General features: G+C 56.5%; 16 protein-coding genes. 10 read left to right on the top strand and 6 right to left on the bottom strand.

All coding sequences use genetic code 11. The annotated features are described in order from the left end of the window. Position 1 precedes the first annotated feature (1 nt). Genes AC02Y0_RS23510 through AC02Y0_RS23485 form a run of 6 tightly spaced genes read left to right on the top strand, consistent with a single transcriptional unit; the run spans position 2 to position 6,866 of the window. Positions 2 to 1,027 (top strand): TrbL/VirB6 family protein, encoded by a 1,026-nt coding sequence (locus AC02Y0_RS23510; RefSeq protein WP_476384470.1) that lies wholly within the window; start codon positions 2 to 4, stop codon positions 1,025 to 1,027. Positions 1,028 to 1,066: 39 nt separating this feature from the next. After that, a complete protein-coding gene (locus AC02Y0_RS23505; protein ID WP_476384469.1) occupies positions 1,067 to 1,759 on the top strand; it encodes a VirB8 family type IV secretion system protein in 693 nt (230 codons plus the stop codon). 41 nt (positions 1,760 to 1,800) lie between these two features. Beyond that, positions 1,801 to 2,568, top strand: a complete 768-nt coding sequence (locus AC02Y0_RS23500) for a TrbG/VirB9 family P-type conjugative transfer protein (protein WP_476384541.1) — start codon at positions 1,801 to 1,803, stop codon at positions 2,566 to 2,568. Beyond that, positions 2,568 to 3,779 (top strand): type IV secretion system protein VirB10, encoded by a 1,212-nt coding sequence (gene virB10, locus AC02Y0_RS23495; RefSeq protein WP_476384468.1) that lies wholly within the window; start codon positions 2,568 to 2,570, stop codon positions 3,777 to 3,779. The genes AC02Y0_RS23500 and virB10 overlap by 1 nt, the downstream gene beginning before the upstream one ends. Further along, positions 3,760 to 4,782: a P-type DNA transfer ATPase VirB11 gene (gene virB11 / locus AC02Y0_RS23490; RefSeq protein ID WP_476384467.1), complete on the top strand. Its 1,023-nt coding sequence runs from the start codon at positions 3,760 to 3,762 to the stop codon at positions 4,780 to 4,782. The genes virB10 and virB11 overlap by 20 nt, the downstream gene beginning before the upstream one ends. Further along, positions 4,779 to 6,866: a type IV secretory system conjugative DNA transfer family protein gene (locus tag AC02Y0_RS23485; RefSeq protein WP_476384466.1), complete on the top strand. Its 2,088-nt coding sequence runs from the start codon at positions 4,779 to 4,781 to the stop codon at positions 6,864 to 6,866. The genes virB11 and AC02Y0_RS23485 overlap by 4 nt, the downstream gene beginning before the upstream one ends. Before the next feature lie 7 nt (positions 6,867 to 6,873). Here the strand turns inward: AC02Y0_RS23485 and AC02Y0_RS23480 are convergent, their stop codons facing one another. Genes AC02Y0_RS23480 through AC02Y0_RS23470 form a run of 3 tightly spaced genes read right to left on the bottom strand, consistent with a single transcriptional unit; the run spans position 6,874 to position 9,969 of the window. Continuing rightward, complete coding sequence (locus AC02Y0_RS23480; RefSeq protein ID WP_476384465.1) at positions 6,874 to 7,080, bottom strand: hypothetical protein; 207 nt, start codon at positions 7,078 to 7,080, stop codon at positions 6,874 to 6,876. Positions 7,081 to 7,086: 6 nt separating this feature from the next. Beyond that, positions 7,087 to 9,564, bottom strand: coding sequence for a relaxase/mobilization nuclease domain-containing protein (locus tag AC02Y0_RS23475; protein ID WP_476384464.1), 2,478 nt, complete (start codon positions 9,562 to 9,564; stop codon positions 7,087 to 7,089). Between the two features lie 3 nt (positions 9,565 to 9,567). Then, positions 9,568 to 9,969: a DUF6290 family protein gene (locus AC02Y0_RS23470; RefSeq protein WP_476384463.1), complete on the bottom strand. Its 402-nt coding sequence runs from the start codon at positions 9,967 to 9,969 to the stop codon at positions 9,568 to 9,570. A 540-nt stretch (positions 9,970 to 10,509) separates the two neighbouring features. Here AC02Y0_RS23470 and AC02Y0_RS23465 point away from each other — a divergent pair. The 4 genes from AC02Y0_RS23465 to AC02Y0_RS23450 all read left to right on the top strand — a co-directional run bounded on the left by AC02Y0_RS23465 (position 10,510) and on the right by AC02Y0_RS23450 (position 12,877). Continuing rightward, positions 10,510 to 11,223: a ParA family protein gene (locus AC02Y0_RS23465; RefSeq protein WP_476384462.1), complete on the top strand. Its 714-nt coding sequence runs from the start codon at positions 10,510 to 10,512 to the stop codon at positions 11,221 to 11,223. A gap of 67 nt (positions 11,224 to 11,290) precedes the next feature. Then, a complete protein-coding gene (locus AC02Y0_RS23460; protein WP_476384461.1) occupies positions 11,291 to 11,662 on the top strand; it encodes a hypothetical protein in 372 nt (123 codons plus the stop codon). Continuing rightward, the gene (locus AC02Y0_RS23455; RefSeq protein WP_476384460.1) at positions 11,659 to 12,081 is read left to right on the top strand and encodes a hypothetical protein; all 423 of its coding nucleotides are present in this window, start codon (positions 11,659 to 11,661) and stop codon (positions 12,079 to 12,081) included. Before AC02Y0_RS23460 ends, AC02Y0_RS23455 begins: the two co-directional genes overlap by 4 nt. 172 nt (positions 12,082 to 12,253) lie before the next feature. Next, positions 12,254 to 12,877 (top strand): helix-turn-helix domain-containing protein, encoded by a 624-nt coding sequence (locus AC02Y0_RS23450; protein WP_112635864.1) that lies wholly within the window; start codon positions 12,254 to 12,256, stop codon positions 12,875 to 12,877. Positions 12,878 to 12,981: 104 nt separating this feature from the next. Here the strand turns inward: AC02Y0_RS23450 and repC are convergent, their stop codons facing one another. The 3 genes from repC to repA form a co-directional block, all read right to left on the bottom strand. Further along, positions 12,982 to 14,220 (bottom strand): plasmid replication protein RepC, encoded by a 1,239-nt coding sequence (gene repC / locus AC02Y0_RS23445; protein ID WP_476384459.1) that lies wholly within the window; start codon positions 14,218 to 14,220, stop codon positions 12,982 to 12,984. Between the two features lie 191 nt (positions 14,221 to 14,411). Then, the gene (gene repB, locus AC02Y0_RS23440) at positions 14,412 to 15,425 is read right to left on the bottom strand and encodes a plasmid partitioning protein RepB (protein WP_476384458.1); all 1,014 of its coding nucleotides are present in this window, start codon (positions 15,423 to 15,425) and stop codon (positions 14,412 to 14,414) included. Further along, positions 15,422 to 16,636: a plasmid partitioning protein RepA gene (gene repA / locus AC02Y0_RS23435; protein WP_102022175.1), complete on the bottom strand. Its 1,215-nt coding sequence runs from the start codon at positions 16,634 to 16,636 to the stop codon at positions 15,422 to 15,424. The genes repB and repA overlap by 4 nt, the downstream gene beginning before the upstream one ends.

Here is a 16,636-nt window from a genome sequence, read left to right as displayed (position 1 = left end):
CATGAACTTTCTAGGCGGCCTGCTTGAGGCTCTTGAAGATGCAGGGCGGAATTTCTCGGAGCAGGCGTATGAGGTCGTTGGCGACGAGATCATGCCCTTGCTGACAATCATGCTGATTGCCTACGTCGCCTATTACGGACTTCAACTCGTTATGGGGACCGCGCGAGTGAGCGTCGCGGAGATCGTCGGCCGCGTCGTGCGAATGATGATTATCGTCGCTTTCATCAATCAGTGGGGGAACTTCCAGACCTTCTTTTACGACTGGCTGAACAACACGCCGGAGGATGTTGGGCGGGCGCTCCTGACGGCCAGCAGTACCGGAATCACAGAACCGACCGACGGCCTGTCGATGATCTGGAAAACGGCAAATGACGCAGCGGCGGCATTTGCTGAGCAGTCAGGCTACTTTGCCATTCTACCCGGCCTTATAGGCTTTTTGATCATGTTCGCTGTCGGCGTTTTCATTGCGGTAGCGCTCGCAATTTTGGTGCTGGCAAAGGTTATGATGTGGGTTTTGCTTGGAACTGCACCCATCTTCATTGCCTGCCTTTTGTTTGATTCGACCCGTCAGTACGGGATGGCTTGGTTCCAGCAGGTTCTGACCTACGCTCTCATGCCATTATTTGTATATGTCGTCGCTGCCTTCCTCATCACCACCATGGATGCAGAACTGCAGAAGGTCGCAGCGGCAGCATCCGCTAACGAGATCCAGCTAGACGATATCTCCGCTTTCATCCTGATCTGTGCCGCCGGCGCATTTGTTCTCTTCAATGTCCAAACACTTGCACAGGGCATTACCGGAGGCGTTGCAACGGGCATCGGACAAATCGCTAAATCCGTCGGTTATGCCTCGGGCGTCGCGCTACCTGTGACGGCATGGGATGGAACCCGTTCTCTAGCCGGAAAGGCAGGAGAGATCGGTATGGCTGCGCGTGCCAGAACTCATGCCGGTATGAAGACCAATCTCCAAAACGCTGCGGCAGAAGCGATGCAAAACCGGATTAGCAACAACAGTATGCCCTCGTAGGGCGTGCCGTGTTCGAGAGTAACGTAAGGGCTAGATTTCATGGCAGATCCGAATGACGCTCTCAGGAGCTACTTTCAAGATGGGGACCGTTGGGAACAAGAGATCGTCAAGAAGGCCAAACGGTCTAAGGCGTTCGCTTGGCTGATTACGCTGATCTTCGGCGGCATTACGATCCTGTCGCTCTCCGCATTGGTGATGCTCGTGCCCCTCAAGAGCTTCGAGCCGTACATTGTCGAGGTCGACAAGAACACTGGCTATATTGAGGTCAAGACAGGGCTGACCCGAACATCGAACATCACTGATCAGCAGGCGGTCACTCAGGCGAATGTCGTCCGTTACATTCGATCCCGCGAGGGTTATGATCCTTTTGCCATCGAGCAGAACTTTGGAATTGCAGCTTTGCTCTCCACCGGCGACGCAGCGCGCGACCTCCAGGCCCAATGGAGTGCCGCGAACCCTGACAATCCAGCTCGCCGGCTCGGCAAAAATAGGTCGATCACCGTCGACATAAAGTCTGTCACCTTCCCCAACACGACAACGGCGCTCGTCCGGTTCTCGACGCATGAGCGCTCTGATTCAGATGTCATCACGCGCCACTTCATCTCTATCGTTCGCTATCGCTACACGGATACGCCTGAGCGCAACGAATGGCGCTTCGAAAATCCGTTGGGCTTCCAGGTTTATGACTACCGCCGTGATCAGGAAACGGTGACCTCGGGAGGTCAGCAGTGAAATATGGCTTGCCTTTGGCGGCGTCGATCGCCGCTCTCACGATGGTCCAAGCCTATGCGGCGCAACAGCCCCGCCCTGGCAGTCTGGATGCGCGTGTGACCAGTGTCGTCTATCAGCCGAACAACGTCGTGAAGGTATCTGCGACCTACGGCATCTCAACGATGATCATCTTCGACGAAGATGAGAAGTTTGAGACGATTTCGCTTGGCGACACCGACAGTTGGCAGGTTGCCCCGTCCGAAAAGGGCAACATCCTTTTCGTCAAGCCAATAGCCAAGGACGTCTCCACAAACATGAACGTGGTGACCTCAAAAAGGATCTACTTCCTTGAGCTCAATGACTATGCACCGGAAGCAGGGAAAAAGGTCTTCGGCATTCGGTTCGTTTATCCGGAGAAGAACCTGAACGAGTCTCTGCGGAAGGAGGCTGAGTTTCGGGCGGCCAACCCGAACATTTCGAGCATCGACAAAGCGAACGTCAACATTGACTACTCTTTCTCGGGCGACGCGGCACTGAAGCCGACAATGGTGTTCGATGACGGCAAGAAGACCTTTTTCAAGTTCGGCCGAGGGACTGTGCCGGCCATTTTTGCCGTCCAATCCGACTTCTCCGAGACCCTGCGAAACTTCCGCAAGGAAGGCGAATACATCGTCGTTGACGGCGTAGCGACGCAATACACGCTCCGGGACGGAAACCAGTGGACGTGCATTTTCAACCTCCGCAAGCCGGACTTTGCAGCACCTGACCCTGACATCATGGCTCCGAAACAGGATCCTGATGCCAGCAAACGCAGGAGGAGCGGCAACTAATGAAGCGCAGCCCTGAACTCGACGCTATGGCGGCGGCCGACGAGGCCGAAATCAGCAATCGCAACGTGAAGCGCAATCAGAGGGTCGGCATGGCCGCTCTGTTGCTCGCTGGTGTCTTCGCCGCGTACCTGGTGCTGGCCACGTCCGGCGAAAACCTGCCTGAGAGCCCGCAAAGTGAAGAGGAATTTCGGACAACGACTTTTCGGCCGCCTGGCTTTGTGCGCGATGGGGAGCCCACTCCCCCACCACCAGAACAGCCGGTTTTAGAACTCCCGCCTCCACCGCCTCCGCCGCCAGCTCCGCCGGTCGACGTTACAGAATTTAACGTGCCTCCCCCGCCCGAGGTAGCTCAACCGGCAAGCGCTCCCCCGCCCGCCGAAGAGGTATTTCCGGAGCGGTTTCGGTCGAAGCTAATTACGCTTGACCAGAACTTAGGCGGCGCCGCGAATGGTTCGCTGGATGGCTCGAACAGCGGCACGCCTTTGACCGTCGCTGGCGAGGATCGCAACAGCCAATACCTGTCGTCAGCGAGCGCGATCGGGGACCGTTCCGCGAAGGCGCGAAAGATTGAGCGGATCGACGCGATGATTCCGGAGGGCACGCTGATCCCCGGCATCTTGGAAACGGCGATCGTCAGCGACCTTCCGGGGCAGGTCCGGGCCATCACATCCAAGGATGTCTACTCCTTCGATGGCCGGCGTGTGCTGATCCCGACAGGTACACGGTTGATCGGGGAATATCAGTCCGAAGTTACGCGGGGGCAGAAGCGGGTCTTTGTCGTGTGGACGAGGCTCATCCGCGATGACGGCGTGTCGGTGCGCCTGAATTCCATCGGAACGGACAGCCTCGGTCGATCGGGTCTGACTGGTCATGTCGACAACAAGTTCCGTGAGCGCTTTGGTGCATCGATCCTGCTATCTATTGTCGGGGGTGGCGCAAGCTATCTCACCGGATACGGTAGCGACTCCAGCTCCGGAAACGATGACGCCGAAAGAGGCGCAGAATTGGCGCGCGAGACGATCGCGCAAACCTTCAGCGACATGGCGAACACGGTCCTGGCCGAAAATCTGAGGATCCCGCCAACGATCAGCGTACCTCAAGGCGAGCGGATCTTCGTGTATGTTCGCCAGGACCTCGATTTCAGCGCCATGTACGACGATCCTGTCACGGAAGCGATGAAGGAGATCAAACGTGAACGTTATGGTAGGTAACACGACGGCTCATGATCCCCACTATTTCCTGAACCGGTCTTTGGAGCCCATCAGGCAATTTCTCGATGACCCGAAGGTGGTTGAGATTGCAGTGAACCGGCCGGGCCAGGTCTATGTTGAGCGCTTCGGTGCTGATCACATGGAGCATCATGAAATCGATGCTCTGACGGCACGCGAGATCGAGAACATTGGCGAGCGGGTTGCCGCAGCAACAAAGCAGTTCCTCAACGCCGCTAATCCGATCCTTAGCGCAGCACTGCCGACCGGCGAACGTATCCAGGTTGTCTTGCCGCCCGCAGCACCTGACGGTGGGTCGATCACGATCCGTAAGCAGGTTGTGCAGAATTTCTCTCTGCAGGACTACCGTGACAACGGCTCTCTCGACAAAGTCTCGGTTGCTGTCGGGGGCCTAAGCGACGTGGATCGGGAGCTGATCGCCTATCTACGCGCGGAGAAGATCTACGACTTCATCCACACGGCCATCACGAAGCGGGTTTCGATCCTGATCAGTGGCGGCACGTCGTCGGGAAAAACCACGTTTCTGAATGCGTGCCTGAACTCTGTAGACCTGAATGAGCGGATCCTGACGCTTGAAGACACTCGAGAGCTATTCCCACCACAGAAGAACGCGGTCCACCTGCTCGCCTCCAAGGGTGGGCAAGGCACCGCAAACGTGACGATTCAGAACCTCCTTGAATCGGCGCTTCGAATGCGGCCGGATCGCCTCTTTGTTGGCGAAATTCGTGGAGCTGAGGCCTTTTCCTTCCTTCGTGCCATCAACACCGGCCATCCAGGCAGCATGTCAACAGTTCACGCCGATACGCCGCTCGGCGCGTACGAGCAGCTTGCCATGATGATGCAGCAGTCCGGCATGTCCGCCGGCTACTCAAAGCAGGATCTGATGTCCTACATCCAAATGGTCATTCCGATCGTGATCCAGCTCAGGCGGGAAGGCGGCAAGCGCGGGGTCTCCGAAATCTACTTCGTACGGGATGCATCATGAGCAAAGGTCTACAGGCCTTCTATCTGTTCTTCTGCCTGTTGATCGCATTTGCAGTCTGGATGCTGGCGTACGGGGCGGGGCTTCAGCTCTTCTACCGTGACGGTAGGATCCTCGAGGCGACAATCACCTCAAACCCATTCGCGCCAATTCAGCAGTTCTGGGCCTATAGCTCCTCCCCTTCCCTTCAAAAGGTCGCGCTCGGCTCCGTGGTGTCCGCGCTGCTCGTATCAGGCCTCATTGCTTACCTTGGGCTCAAACCTACCAGCAATCCATTGGGGGATGCGGCCTTTCAGGACCTTCCAACCCTTCGGCGCGGGAAGTGGTTTGGCAGACGAGGTCACATATTCGGCCGCATCGGGAGGAACGTCCTCCGCGCGTATGATGATCGCCACCACCTCATTATTGGCCCGACGCGATCCGGTAAGGGCGCGGGCTACGTCATCCCCAACGCTCTCATGCACGAGGGCTCTATGATCGTCACGGATCTGAAGGGCGAGCTCTACAAGGCTACCGCCGGCTATCGGAAGCGCAACGGCAGCCAGGTCTTCCTGTTCGCGCCGGGTTCCGAGACGACCAACAGCTACAATCCCTTGGATTTCGTTCGTCCGGAGCGAGGCAATCGCACGACCGACATTCAAAATATCGCCAGCATTCTTGTGCCGGAAAACACCGAATCCGAGAATTCAGTTTGGCAGGCCACGGCTCAACAGGTTCTCGCCGGCGCCATCAGCTATGTTCTCGAAAGCCCCTTCTACAAAGGGCGCAGGAACCTCGGCGAGATCAACTCCTTCTTCAACAGCGGGACCGATCTGCAGGCCTTGATGAAGTACATCAAGGAGAAGGAGCCATATCTGTCGAAGTTCACGATGGAGAGCTTCAATTCATACCTGTCTCTCTCGGATCGGGCCGCGGCCTCGGCACTGCTTGATATCCAGAAGGCGATGAGGCCGTTCAAGAACGAACGCGTTGTGGCCGCAACGAACATGACCGACATGGACCTTCGATCCATGAAGCGTCGCCCCATCACAATCTACCTTGCCCCGAACATCACCGACATCACGCTTCTTAGGCCGCTGCTGACGCTATTCGTTCAACAGGTGATGGACATACTCACCCTTGAGCATGATCCCAACTCCGTGCCGGTCTATTTCCTGCTGGATGAGTTTCGCCAGCTGAAGCGTATGGACGAGATCATGACGAAGCTGCCCTATGTGGCCGGCTATAAGATCAAGCTCGCCTTCATCATCCAGGACCTGAAGAACCTGGATGAGATCTATGGTGAGACGTCCCGACATTCGCTTCTTGGCAACTGCGGTTATCAGCTCATTCTTGGTGCCAATGACCAGGCCACGGCTGAGTACGCCTCCCGTGCGCTTGGCAAGCGAACCATCCGTTATCAGTCTGAATCGCGCACCATTGAGCTTATGGGCCTCCCGCGCCGAACAAAGGTTGAGCAAATTCGCGATCGGGACCTGATGATGCCGCAGGAAGTGCGCCAGATGCCCGAGAACAAGATGATCTTGTTGGTGGAGGGTCAGCGGCCGATCTTTGGGGAAAAGCTGCGATTCTTCAAAACGCAGCCCTTCAAGGAGGCCGAGGCCTATTCTCAGACGCACATTCCGACTGTCCCGACTGTCGATTACCTGCCACCCAAACCCGTACCAGCGACCACGCCGGCCTATGCCAATGCAGGCCAGGAACAGACTGAAGAAGCGGAAGCGGTAAAGCCCGCAACGGAGGCCAAAGCTGATGCACTGCAGGCGCCAGCGCAGAAGGAAACTCCGAAGGAGCAACCAGCCTCCACCCCACCCCCTCGCGTCGTGAACCCCTCTGCTTTGACAAGCAAAAAGGTCAGCACCGGTGGCACCGTGGAACCTGCAAAAGCAGCTGCGCCCGCTCGCGAAAAGCGCGCGATGCCTATCTCAGAGGACGAGATTGAGAAAGCGCACAATGATCGAGTTAGCCGCCTCAAGGAGGTGGTCGATCGGGAGGCAGAGGGGAAATCACCGCGCAAAAGGAAAAGCTTGGAAGAGCTATTCGCGGCGACCGTTCCTGATCCAATCATGGAACAGGCCGGCCGCTAATCCAGGGTCAGAAGGGCCAGAAGCTGGCGAGGTAGTTCCCTGTCTCCGCTAACCAAAGGGCCGTGGAGTTGTACCATCTCTCAAGCGTTTGGAAGATATACATCACGCCGAAGAGCAGGGCGCAGAGGGCCATAGCGCCGACCATCATCTTTCCAGCGGCTTCGTCGGCCTTTGAGTTATCGACCTGCACTATGAATTTGTTGTGGTCCTGCATGACACTTTAGCGATCACGGTCGTCCCGATTACGCTCCCTCTGTTCAACCTGTTCACGCTCCAACTCCTCAAGACGAGGAATGTGCTGTTGCGCGGGATCAGTCCGAGTGGTCTCGCCGGCCCGGTGGGCCGCTTCCCTGTCTCTGTTTACACGATCCTGCTGCCTCTGAGTAGCGTCCACCGTCTCAGCGAGCTGGTGAGCCTCACGCTCCGCTTGCCCGATCGGACGTTCCTCTTCCAGGTCCACCCTGAGATCGCGTTGGCGATCGTCGGCAGTATCCGCAGTTATCGGCTGCTTGTTTGACTTGGTTTCGTCCCCACGCTCTTCATTGCGTTCAATGGTCTCGATCTCCGCGCGCAGTTCCGGATCCTCGTTGGCAACATCCCGGAGATAGCCGTTTCCGGAAGCGGCGAGTTGAGCTGCATGATGTAGCGAGTCCTTAAGGCCCTCTTCATACTGCTCTCGGTTTTCGTCTCCGAGCTCGCCGGTTTCGATATGGGCGAGGCCGGAGCGATAGTGTTCTACATTTGCCATCGCATCGTTACCAGCCTCAACGACAGCCTCTCCATGCTTGGCAACAGCTGCCTCCCACTGGTGGTTTGCATTCGTCTGCTCTTGCACCTCAGATGCCGTTCTTTCCGGCGCGGCACCACTTTCTTTGGAGACTTCGCCAGCAGCGTTTCGCCCATCCTGCTCATCAAGCCCACGCTCCTTCATTTCGAGCATCTGCCTGCGCAGATCGACGATCTCGCGAGCGAGGGAGGAAACTTCTTCGAAGCCTGACCGGTCCTCTGAACCAGCGCTGCGCTGAAGGTTGAACAGAGCCGTTTCAACCGTCTTTTCGTACGCTTCGAACTCTGGGCGTGTCTGCTCGCGCATGTCCTTTGCCTCCGACAACATGTCTCTGATTGCTACCATATTGGAGCGGTAATCACCGCCGAAATCTGCATGAATGACTGCACCAGCAGGCGATTGATCCCCTTGGGTAACGCCGCTTTCGAGATAGGAGCGATGCTGTGCGGCGTAGGCCGCAACCACTGTGTCGCCGGCGTTGACTGCAATCTTCTGCCAGGTCTCCTGAGCTTTTAGAATGTACTGGCGGCTCCTCTGGCTCGTCGCCACCACGCGCCGATCAGCTCGCTTTGCGTCATATCGCGCCTGTGCCGGCTCGCTGGTGCCTACATGCTCGGTACGACCGTTATGTTTGACAGCGCGAACCTGATTACGCGTGAAGGCTGGCGGCGTAGCGAACTCGCGGCGATCGGTCATTTCCATATTGATGCCGTGGTCACGCGCCTTCTCGGCCATGACCTCCCGCCATTGCCGGAAGGTGGCCGGAGTCGTCTCGATCCGATCGCCCGATTCCGATCGCATCGTCACGATGGCATGGGCATGAACATGCGGCCGCTTGCCCCCCTCCCCTGCCTCTTTCGGATCGTTCTCCGGATCGTGCATAGCGAATACGTACCGATGGCCCGCAAACTGCTCAGCCAGGAAGTCACGAACAGCTCCTTCAAACGCAACAGCATCCGTGCCGGCACGCGCCGACATGATCACGTGCATCACGTCACGGCTCTTGCGGCTGTGCAGCTCATCCCGCCATTCCTTCTGCACGAGATCGCCTGCAGCCTTGTCATCGGCAATCGAGCGACCCTGATCGTCCCGAACGTCGTTGCGCTGCGCGATCAGGTCTCGCAACTTGGCAGCGCCGTATTCCACGCCGTTGCCATAGCCTTTGAACGAGAAAGCCGCAGGGGCCTCTTTTGCAACAGCGCTGGCGTTAAAATGCTCCTGAACGATGTCGGCCGCCTTCGCGTCCGCCGTCAGTCGCTCGCCCTGCCCGCTGCGCAACACAACGTAGCCCTCAATCGTCAGCGATCCGTCATTCTGGGTTTCGACAGAGTAAGCATAGCGCCGATTACCAAAGCCACTGGTGAGAATGTCCCGCACCTGCTCATGTCGGTCCGAGCCGCCGGACAAGCTCACCTCGACGCTGAACGCGCCGATATCGCGGCTCTCGGTCCTGTTCTGGAAAAGGTGATCCCAATCGCCACGGAGACGCGCCAGCTCCTCACGGCCACGCAACGTCTCGCCGTTCTCATTTTCAACCTTCAGCTCCCCGCCTCTGGAAACATAGTTGAGCATCGAACCGACACGGGCGCCACCACCGTAGGACGCCAGTTTAACCACGGCTGGCTGGCTCCCTTTGGCAACGCTCGCAAGACGAACTTCCATCGATCGCGCAGCACCCGAACCGGCAGCCACCGACCTCGAAGGGGATGACGCGTTGAATGCCGAAGTCCTCCCGCCTCCCCTGGCTCCGGATCCGCCTTTTGACATTCCAACCTGGTGCTGGAGATTTTTCAGTCTCTTCTCAAGCTCTTCTTCTACGGCGCTCCCACGGCCGCCAAGCGTCATTTCGTGCAATAGCGCCGCGCGTCTCTGCTCCCACTCGCTTGTGAAAGTGCCAAAGAAGAACTCCACGGCCTACACCTCCCCTCGGCGCTCATGGCCGGCGCGGCGCGAAAGTGTCCGGAGCTCGCTCATTACAGCCGCCTGAATCCGTTGGACGTTGCCAAGATTGATCTCCAGCTCTGAGGGATGGACACCCTTTCCTGCATTCAGGGAGCGCGCGACCTGGTTCAAATTGATGCCGATCATCCGCATGTCTTCGAGCAGTGCGCCCATGATCAACCTGTCTTCCGCAGTCAGAATTGGGCGAACACCAGCACCCTCGAGGAGCAGCGAACGGAAAAAAGCAGACACACTCATACCGGCCGACTTGGCCGCTTCTTCGATAGCCGAATGCTCAGCATCGCTGACGCGGACGTTGATGAGACGCCCCTTGCGTTGCTTGGCTGACGGTACTTCGATCGTGTCTTCGCTCATCAATCAATCAAGCCTTTTCGGAGCTTAGCGACCCTCATCGTGGGCACGTCCCACGATCGCAATGCAAAATGTAAAACATTTTTGCGTATCCTGCCACCTCTAACCTAAAGCACTTTCTTCCAAATTCAATCTAATTCACCTCTTGGCTGGCTTCGCTTAATTTCCGTTGGAACGCCCACCAGGGTTCACCGCCAAAACCGCTTCTGAAGGCCTTTGTTTGTCCCTCGTACTCGAGGTGACAAGGGACGCTTCGCTCTTCGCCCTTGCGCCTTCCGTGCGAGCGCCAAAGACGGCCTCACGCGGCTCCGGGGTTCCCCACTCGACCTGAGCACTCGACTAAACCACACGACTAATTCGTGTGGTTTAATGACAGCATGATACCGTGTGTTCACACGGTCGTTTTGATCTTAACCTGCGTGCATTCACATGGTAGTTGCGCATCGATGTTATGATCTTAACGACGATATGGCTCTACCGATTGAGCACTCGTCGGACTGCTAGGGGGCGGGGTGCACTGTTAGACTGGAAGTGGATCGTGAAATGGCAATCTGCATATCGCTGGTAAGCGGCAAGGGCGGCGCGGGGAAGACAACCGCCGTTATCCTGATCGCTGGGGAATATGCGCTTCATGGTAAGCAAGTGCTTTTGATTGATGCGGACGGACGACAAAACCTAAATGAGTGGTGGTCCCGCTCCGAGGCGAAAGACAACAGGCCAAACGGCATTGAGCTTCGCACGGCGGTAACCAACGCATCACTTCAGCATATTCTGGAGAACGAAACCGCCGGGTTTGACGTCGTACTGATCGACTCACCCGGTCAAGACACCGTACTACGGGACACAATCATCGCCGGCTCGCAGATCGTTATGACGCCGATCCAGCCAAATCAGGACGAGATCCTTGCGGCTGGCCAGGCCGCAATGGACGTGGCTGACGCCTGCGATCGGAGCGGACAATACATTCCTCACCTCAACTTTAGAACCCGGATCACTCTCCCCGGCCGTTCACTGGAAGCTTACCGCCTGATCCGCCCCTTCATCGCAAACCTGCAGGAGCAGGGATATGATTCACACCTCCTCGACACCGAGCTTTATGAGCGAAACCCGTATCGCGACATCAGGCTCGGATATGGGACACTGCAAATGCTGGAGCTCAGCGACCCTGTCAAAAAGGCCCGGGGTGAGGTTATGGCCATGATGCAAGAAATTGAACGTTTCCTGCCAAACGAGCAAAAGAGGGCGCAAAATGGCTAAAGGGACTTCTAGTATATCTGATTTTCCCATTGCACCGCGACGGTCGCGGGGGAATGTGCCCAATCCAATGTCGCAACCGGCCATAGACCATGAAGCAGAAAATGTGGTGCCCAGTGATCATCCGGCCGAGGTCGCTCTCGAAGAAGCTCCCGCTAAAGTTCGTGACGTTCAGGTGCCACCAAGGTCGAGTTTGATCCTGCCATCACCGGAGGCTCGCCGGGAGAGAGCGACGAGCAAATCGTTGGAGCGTGAGGCGTCCAGAATACGACTGCAGGAGCTCAAGCAGAACAAAGCGCGGGAGAGCAAACACTTCGTCAACTGCCCCCTTGATTACGACACCAAGAAGCGTCTGGAGCGAGCAGCCTCTGACAACGACTTGAAAATGACGGTAATCGTCAAAGCCGCGATCGACCAGTTCCTGAAGGACAATGGTTATTGATTCTCGACCTTCGATTCCTGGCCGGGGTGGCGCTTGGGGCAACCCTTGGATTTTTGATTAACCCAAAAGCGGCCGAGGAGGTCGGAATCGATATTAGCGCCATAAAAAGAACTCTGCCCAGTTTCAGGGCCGCTCCATCGGAGCCTTTCAAGCAAACCGACTGGCCAACGGACGATCGCGCCAAACGTGAGCTGTTCCGGTTTGCAATGTGGGACTTCGAGGCATACGGACCGAAGTCTGAGATACGGATCACGAGATGCATCAGCATCGACCAGGTCTCCTTAGCTTGCGAAATGCGCGTGAAGTTGAGTTGGGTCTCCGAAGAGAGGACCCTCGAAGGCGTCTTTCAATCCAATGCCCACGGCTGGAATCTGATTGCTGCGAAAGCGGTGAACAGGAATACGCGCGGTCAATCTTAAGGCTGACGGACAACGCGCCTCTGAGTTGCGCATTTCGCATCCAAGAGATCCATGCCGACGTCATTGCCCCCAATTTTGTGAGGGTTTTGTAACTGGTGCGAAGGATGACAGTGCCTTAATGGCACGATATGGTGCGTGATATCTGCCACAGGCGGATTTGGGGACTGAGGGAATGCCTACGGTGCGGAATCTATCCGACTATATCAAATCGAGGGAACTGGTTGAGACCACAGATCCAGATTTCCAGAGACCCCTGTACCGCAAGGAGGGATTCGACGGCATAGTCAGCTTCGGCGAGATTGACGCAAAACTTTCCGCATTCCTCTTGGACGAACGCGCGAAAACAGGTCTGACCCAGAGCGATTTCGCGACCCTGGCTGGTCTCGCTCGAGTGGTCTATAGCCGCTACGAACTGAATATTTCGCGACTGACCGTCTCTCGGATGATCCACCTTTCCGAGCTCCTCGGGTTTCTGCCGATGCAGATGGTTCATGCCGCTGCACCTCATCTCTACGGAAAAAATCCTGAAGAGGCCGACGATCGGGTTGAACTCTTCAGACTCATTCATGACCTTCCCCACGACACCATACGCAGTTTGATCGGTATAGTTGGCCAACTGACGCCTAAGGATGTCCTTGAAGCTCGGCAGAAAGCGGAAGCGGAGGCCGAAGCCCAAGCTGAGGCTGAACGACAACGACTGGCTAGAAAAGCGGCGAGAGTCAGCAGGAAAGGCCGTCCTCCGGGCCGGCCACCAGGTCGCAAATCATCCAAGGTCGAAACCCCGACAGACGATTGAAGAACGGAAAGGGCCGTCAAGTGATGGCCATCTAGGAACGCGCCATCCCTCTTCGCTGTGGGCTATTCGATCGAGCCCACAACTTGGTACGTCGGCACTCCCCCTCACCCCGTTTTCCGGTCGCTGTTCGCATTTGCACGCATCAGCGACATCAGCATTGGTCCCAGCCCAAACTCCCCTACCCTCGCTCGGCGCGTGAGATCGCGAAGATATCCACCTGCCGAGTTTATATGCCCTGCCCTCTCCAAGATTGCGGCCATAGCAACCGCGGCGTTCTCAGGACCCATAACCTCGCAAGCCTCCTGGTAGGCCGACGGGCTGACGCCAAGCATTGATCGAACCACCACCGCGGCCGCCATCAGCTCGCGCCAATGGGAGATCGTGCCCCCGGGCCCGTAGTCCGAAATCTGCGGGCAGGCTTTCAGGACCATCGACAGCGGGAACGCCTTCATCTGTTCCGGCTTTGCTAACGGCTCAGCAACCGCTTTGGGTGCCACTTCCAGCTCGACGGCTCCGCCCTGCTCTTCTTCAGAGCTAGGTTCAAGTTCATAGATGGATTCGGGTTTTGAATTCTGTATGTGGCAGCCATTTTGAACAGCATTGCCGTCCATATTCTGAGAATCTAACTGATTTTCCAGAAGGTTGAGGATTTCGGTGCGCAAGAGTTGCATCTCGTCAAGAATTGCCTCCACCTGGTGACGGTCAGGATTGCGGGCAAGTCGGCCGACAATGCCGACATAAATGTCTTCGATAGCTTCCCAGTTGCCGTCAGCCCCCTCCTCCATAGCGGCGGAAATTAGCTTGCGTACATCACGCCGGCAGATCGTAAGCGCCTCTTTGGCTCGTCTGAACTGCAGGCGTTCGGCAGCGACTTCCTGTGCCAGGATTGCCAGTTCCGCAGCGCGAGCCAAAAGTGGAGAAAGATCGAACCCAAAGGCCTGCTCAATATCGCCACCCTTGGCCCGGTGAGCGTAGCGCTTGCCGTTCGGACTATCTTTGCGCTGGATGAGTCCGGCTTCGACCAAGGCAGCCAAATGGCGCCGCAAGGTCGTTCCAGTGATGCCGTGCGCTCTGACCGAGAGTTGGGCATTGGATGGGAAGACGACCAACCCATTCTCGCTGTTGAGTTCGCTCTCCGGATAGAACGTCAGCAGGGCGTCGAGTACAGTCAGTGCCCTGTCCTGGAGGCCGAGGCGTTCACGGGCCTCACAGGCGTCGCGAAACACCTTCCATTTTTCTACCGGGCGGCTTGGTTTCGTCTCGGACGTCTGGAGCTGCCTCTTTACAAGAGCAAGCACAACCGGCCGCCGCCCAAAGGGCGTCGTCACATTTCCCGTCTGCATATTCCTTCACCTTTCTTCAGGCAAAAGAAATCCGCTCACCAAAACGATGCCAAAGACTCTTGACTGGGATTCATGGAAATGCGATTCTCGATCTTGCTAGGAATTGAGAGAGGCTTCCATGACGGAAACGTTTTGGGGGCCTTTTTCTTTTGTCGCGGTCTCTCCTCTTGACCAATTAACGAGTGTCTCGATCACACCTCTTGGTGAGTTGGATGGGACTGACTGTTGTATTCGCTTAGAAGATCAGGCATTCGGTCCGCCAACCAGCGCGCAAAAGCGCGTTCCTGCTTCGGGATTGAGACCGTAGTTCCAGCCGAATTGCTCTTCATGCGGCCAAAAACTCGGTCACCCACGGCGAAGTCAACAATCTCTTCCGCTGGTTCCGCAGTCACTTTGTCTGCCGCAGAACTTGCAGCTCGTATCGCTTGGGCAATACGGCTGGAGCTGTCAGCGCCCCGAAACTCGACCGTGTCGATTATCTTGCGAACACGTGCTGCGCTGCTCGGATCGTTCAGCAACTCGGCAAATGCGGTCCATTTCGGCCGACCAACTCCTTTTGCTCTGCCGATCGCAAGAATGATGTCTTCGGGAACCGCATCCGTCACTCGGAACAGATGCGATATTGCCGCTTCTGAAGCGCCCAATATTGGGCACATGGCGCGATGGGAAAGGCCAGCACTTTTGAGCTGTACTGCCCACATTGCCTGCTCGATCCATGTCAGGTTTTCCCGAACACCATTCTCGAGCGATTGCTCTTCAATCAATTGCCGATCGGAAAGCTCGCGAACATACGCTCGAATCTTTATGGTCTCCGGGCGATCCGATTCTGCCATTATGGCCTTGATCGCCGCCCATCGACGGTAACCATAGGCAAGCTGGTAATGATCCGCTTTCGTCGGATGCGGCCGAACGAGAACCGGAATTTTTTGGCCTTCGCTTGCGATAGAAACTTTAAGCGCCTCGAGCTCTTTGGCCGCATCTTCGTCGTTGCCAAAGCGATCTCTATAGGGGGAGCGGTCGATACGGTCAGGATCGAGTGAAATGACACTATCTTCTGTTAGCTGTGTCAGTGCTCGACCCACATTGGAAATGACAGGTGAAGAGTGCCGCCGCGCCAGCGAGGGCTTGTCAGACGCGTCCGACACCACAGTAGATTCTGTCCGGCTTTCGGCTGCCGCCATTCGCTGAAGGATGCTTTTCTTCATGTGCTACGCCCCCAAACTTTGTGAACGAGGTCGAGAATCTCGGAGTTAACTCGATCAGCGCTCTCAATTGCACGCTTCAACGCTTCACGACCGACCTCGCCCGACTCGAGCTCGTATAAGGTCTTCTTCGCTACCGCTGCGCCGGCGATTGCCGTCGATTCGAGCGCCTCCGCAACGAGTACATCATCACCAAACAATCGGCGCATGACTCCAGACATGTACTTCTGAGGCCCGTCATTCGGGTTCACGCGGGTGAGCAGGAAACGGAAAAAGTCATGCTCAAATTTTGCTCCAAACTGCCCCAGCACCTCCGATAGATCGGAGATCATGATCAGGAACTGATTGCACGATGCAACGTCGAGCATCGCCGGGTGAACGGTAATGATTAAGGATGTGGCTGCGTAAAGAGCGGCGAGCGTCGAGTATCCAAGGGATGGTGGGGTGTCGATGATAACGATATCGTATCGATCATCGACGCGGGCCAGGGCACTGCTTAACCGCTCGAAGAACAAACCCAAGTCATCTCTGGTTTTCGAGGTCAGATAGGACGGGGTATCAAACTCAAAATCCATTAGCTCCAGATTGCCAGGAACTAGATCGACACCTGGAAAATAGGTTGGCCGGATCACTTCAGCGAGCGGCCGCCTCTCATTGTCATATCGAATGGCTGCATAGGCTGTCTGGTTCTCGCCGAGATCGAACTCGGGCTGAATACCAAATAGCGCAGTCATTGATGCTTGCGGATCAAGATCCAGACACAGGACCCGATAACCCTGAAGCCCTAGAAAATGTGCAAGATGGATAGAAGTGGTTGTCTTGGAACTACCACCTTTAAAATTCGCCGTAGCAATTACCTGAAGCTTTTCCCCTTTGCGACGATGCGGAAGCAGCTCGCCAGCTTCGTCCGGACGAAGTTCGGCCAAGAATGCCCTCAGTTCCTTGACCTGTTCTATCGTGTAGGTTCGCCTATTATTTTCTGCACGTTCGGGCAAAGGCCCCTTCCCTTCCAGCGTCAACTGGCGAAGAGTGCTTTCCGGAACCTTAAGTAGCCTCACTAGGTCAAGGGTTGAGAATGTCCGGCCAAATGTTTTCTGCGCAGATGGGGGATAGACAGCCTCACGCATATCGTTCAGCTCCGCAGAGAGTTTCGAGGTGTAGACCCCGATCTTCGACGCAGTATCTCTGACGCTCTGAGAAGCTGGCTGCAACAT

The organism is Allorhizobium sp. nf9_anc (assembly GCF_056323085.1).
The sequence above is the reverse complement of the archived record's forward strand: the minus strand, read 5'-3'. Positions and strand labels throughout refer to the sequence as shown.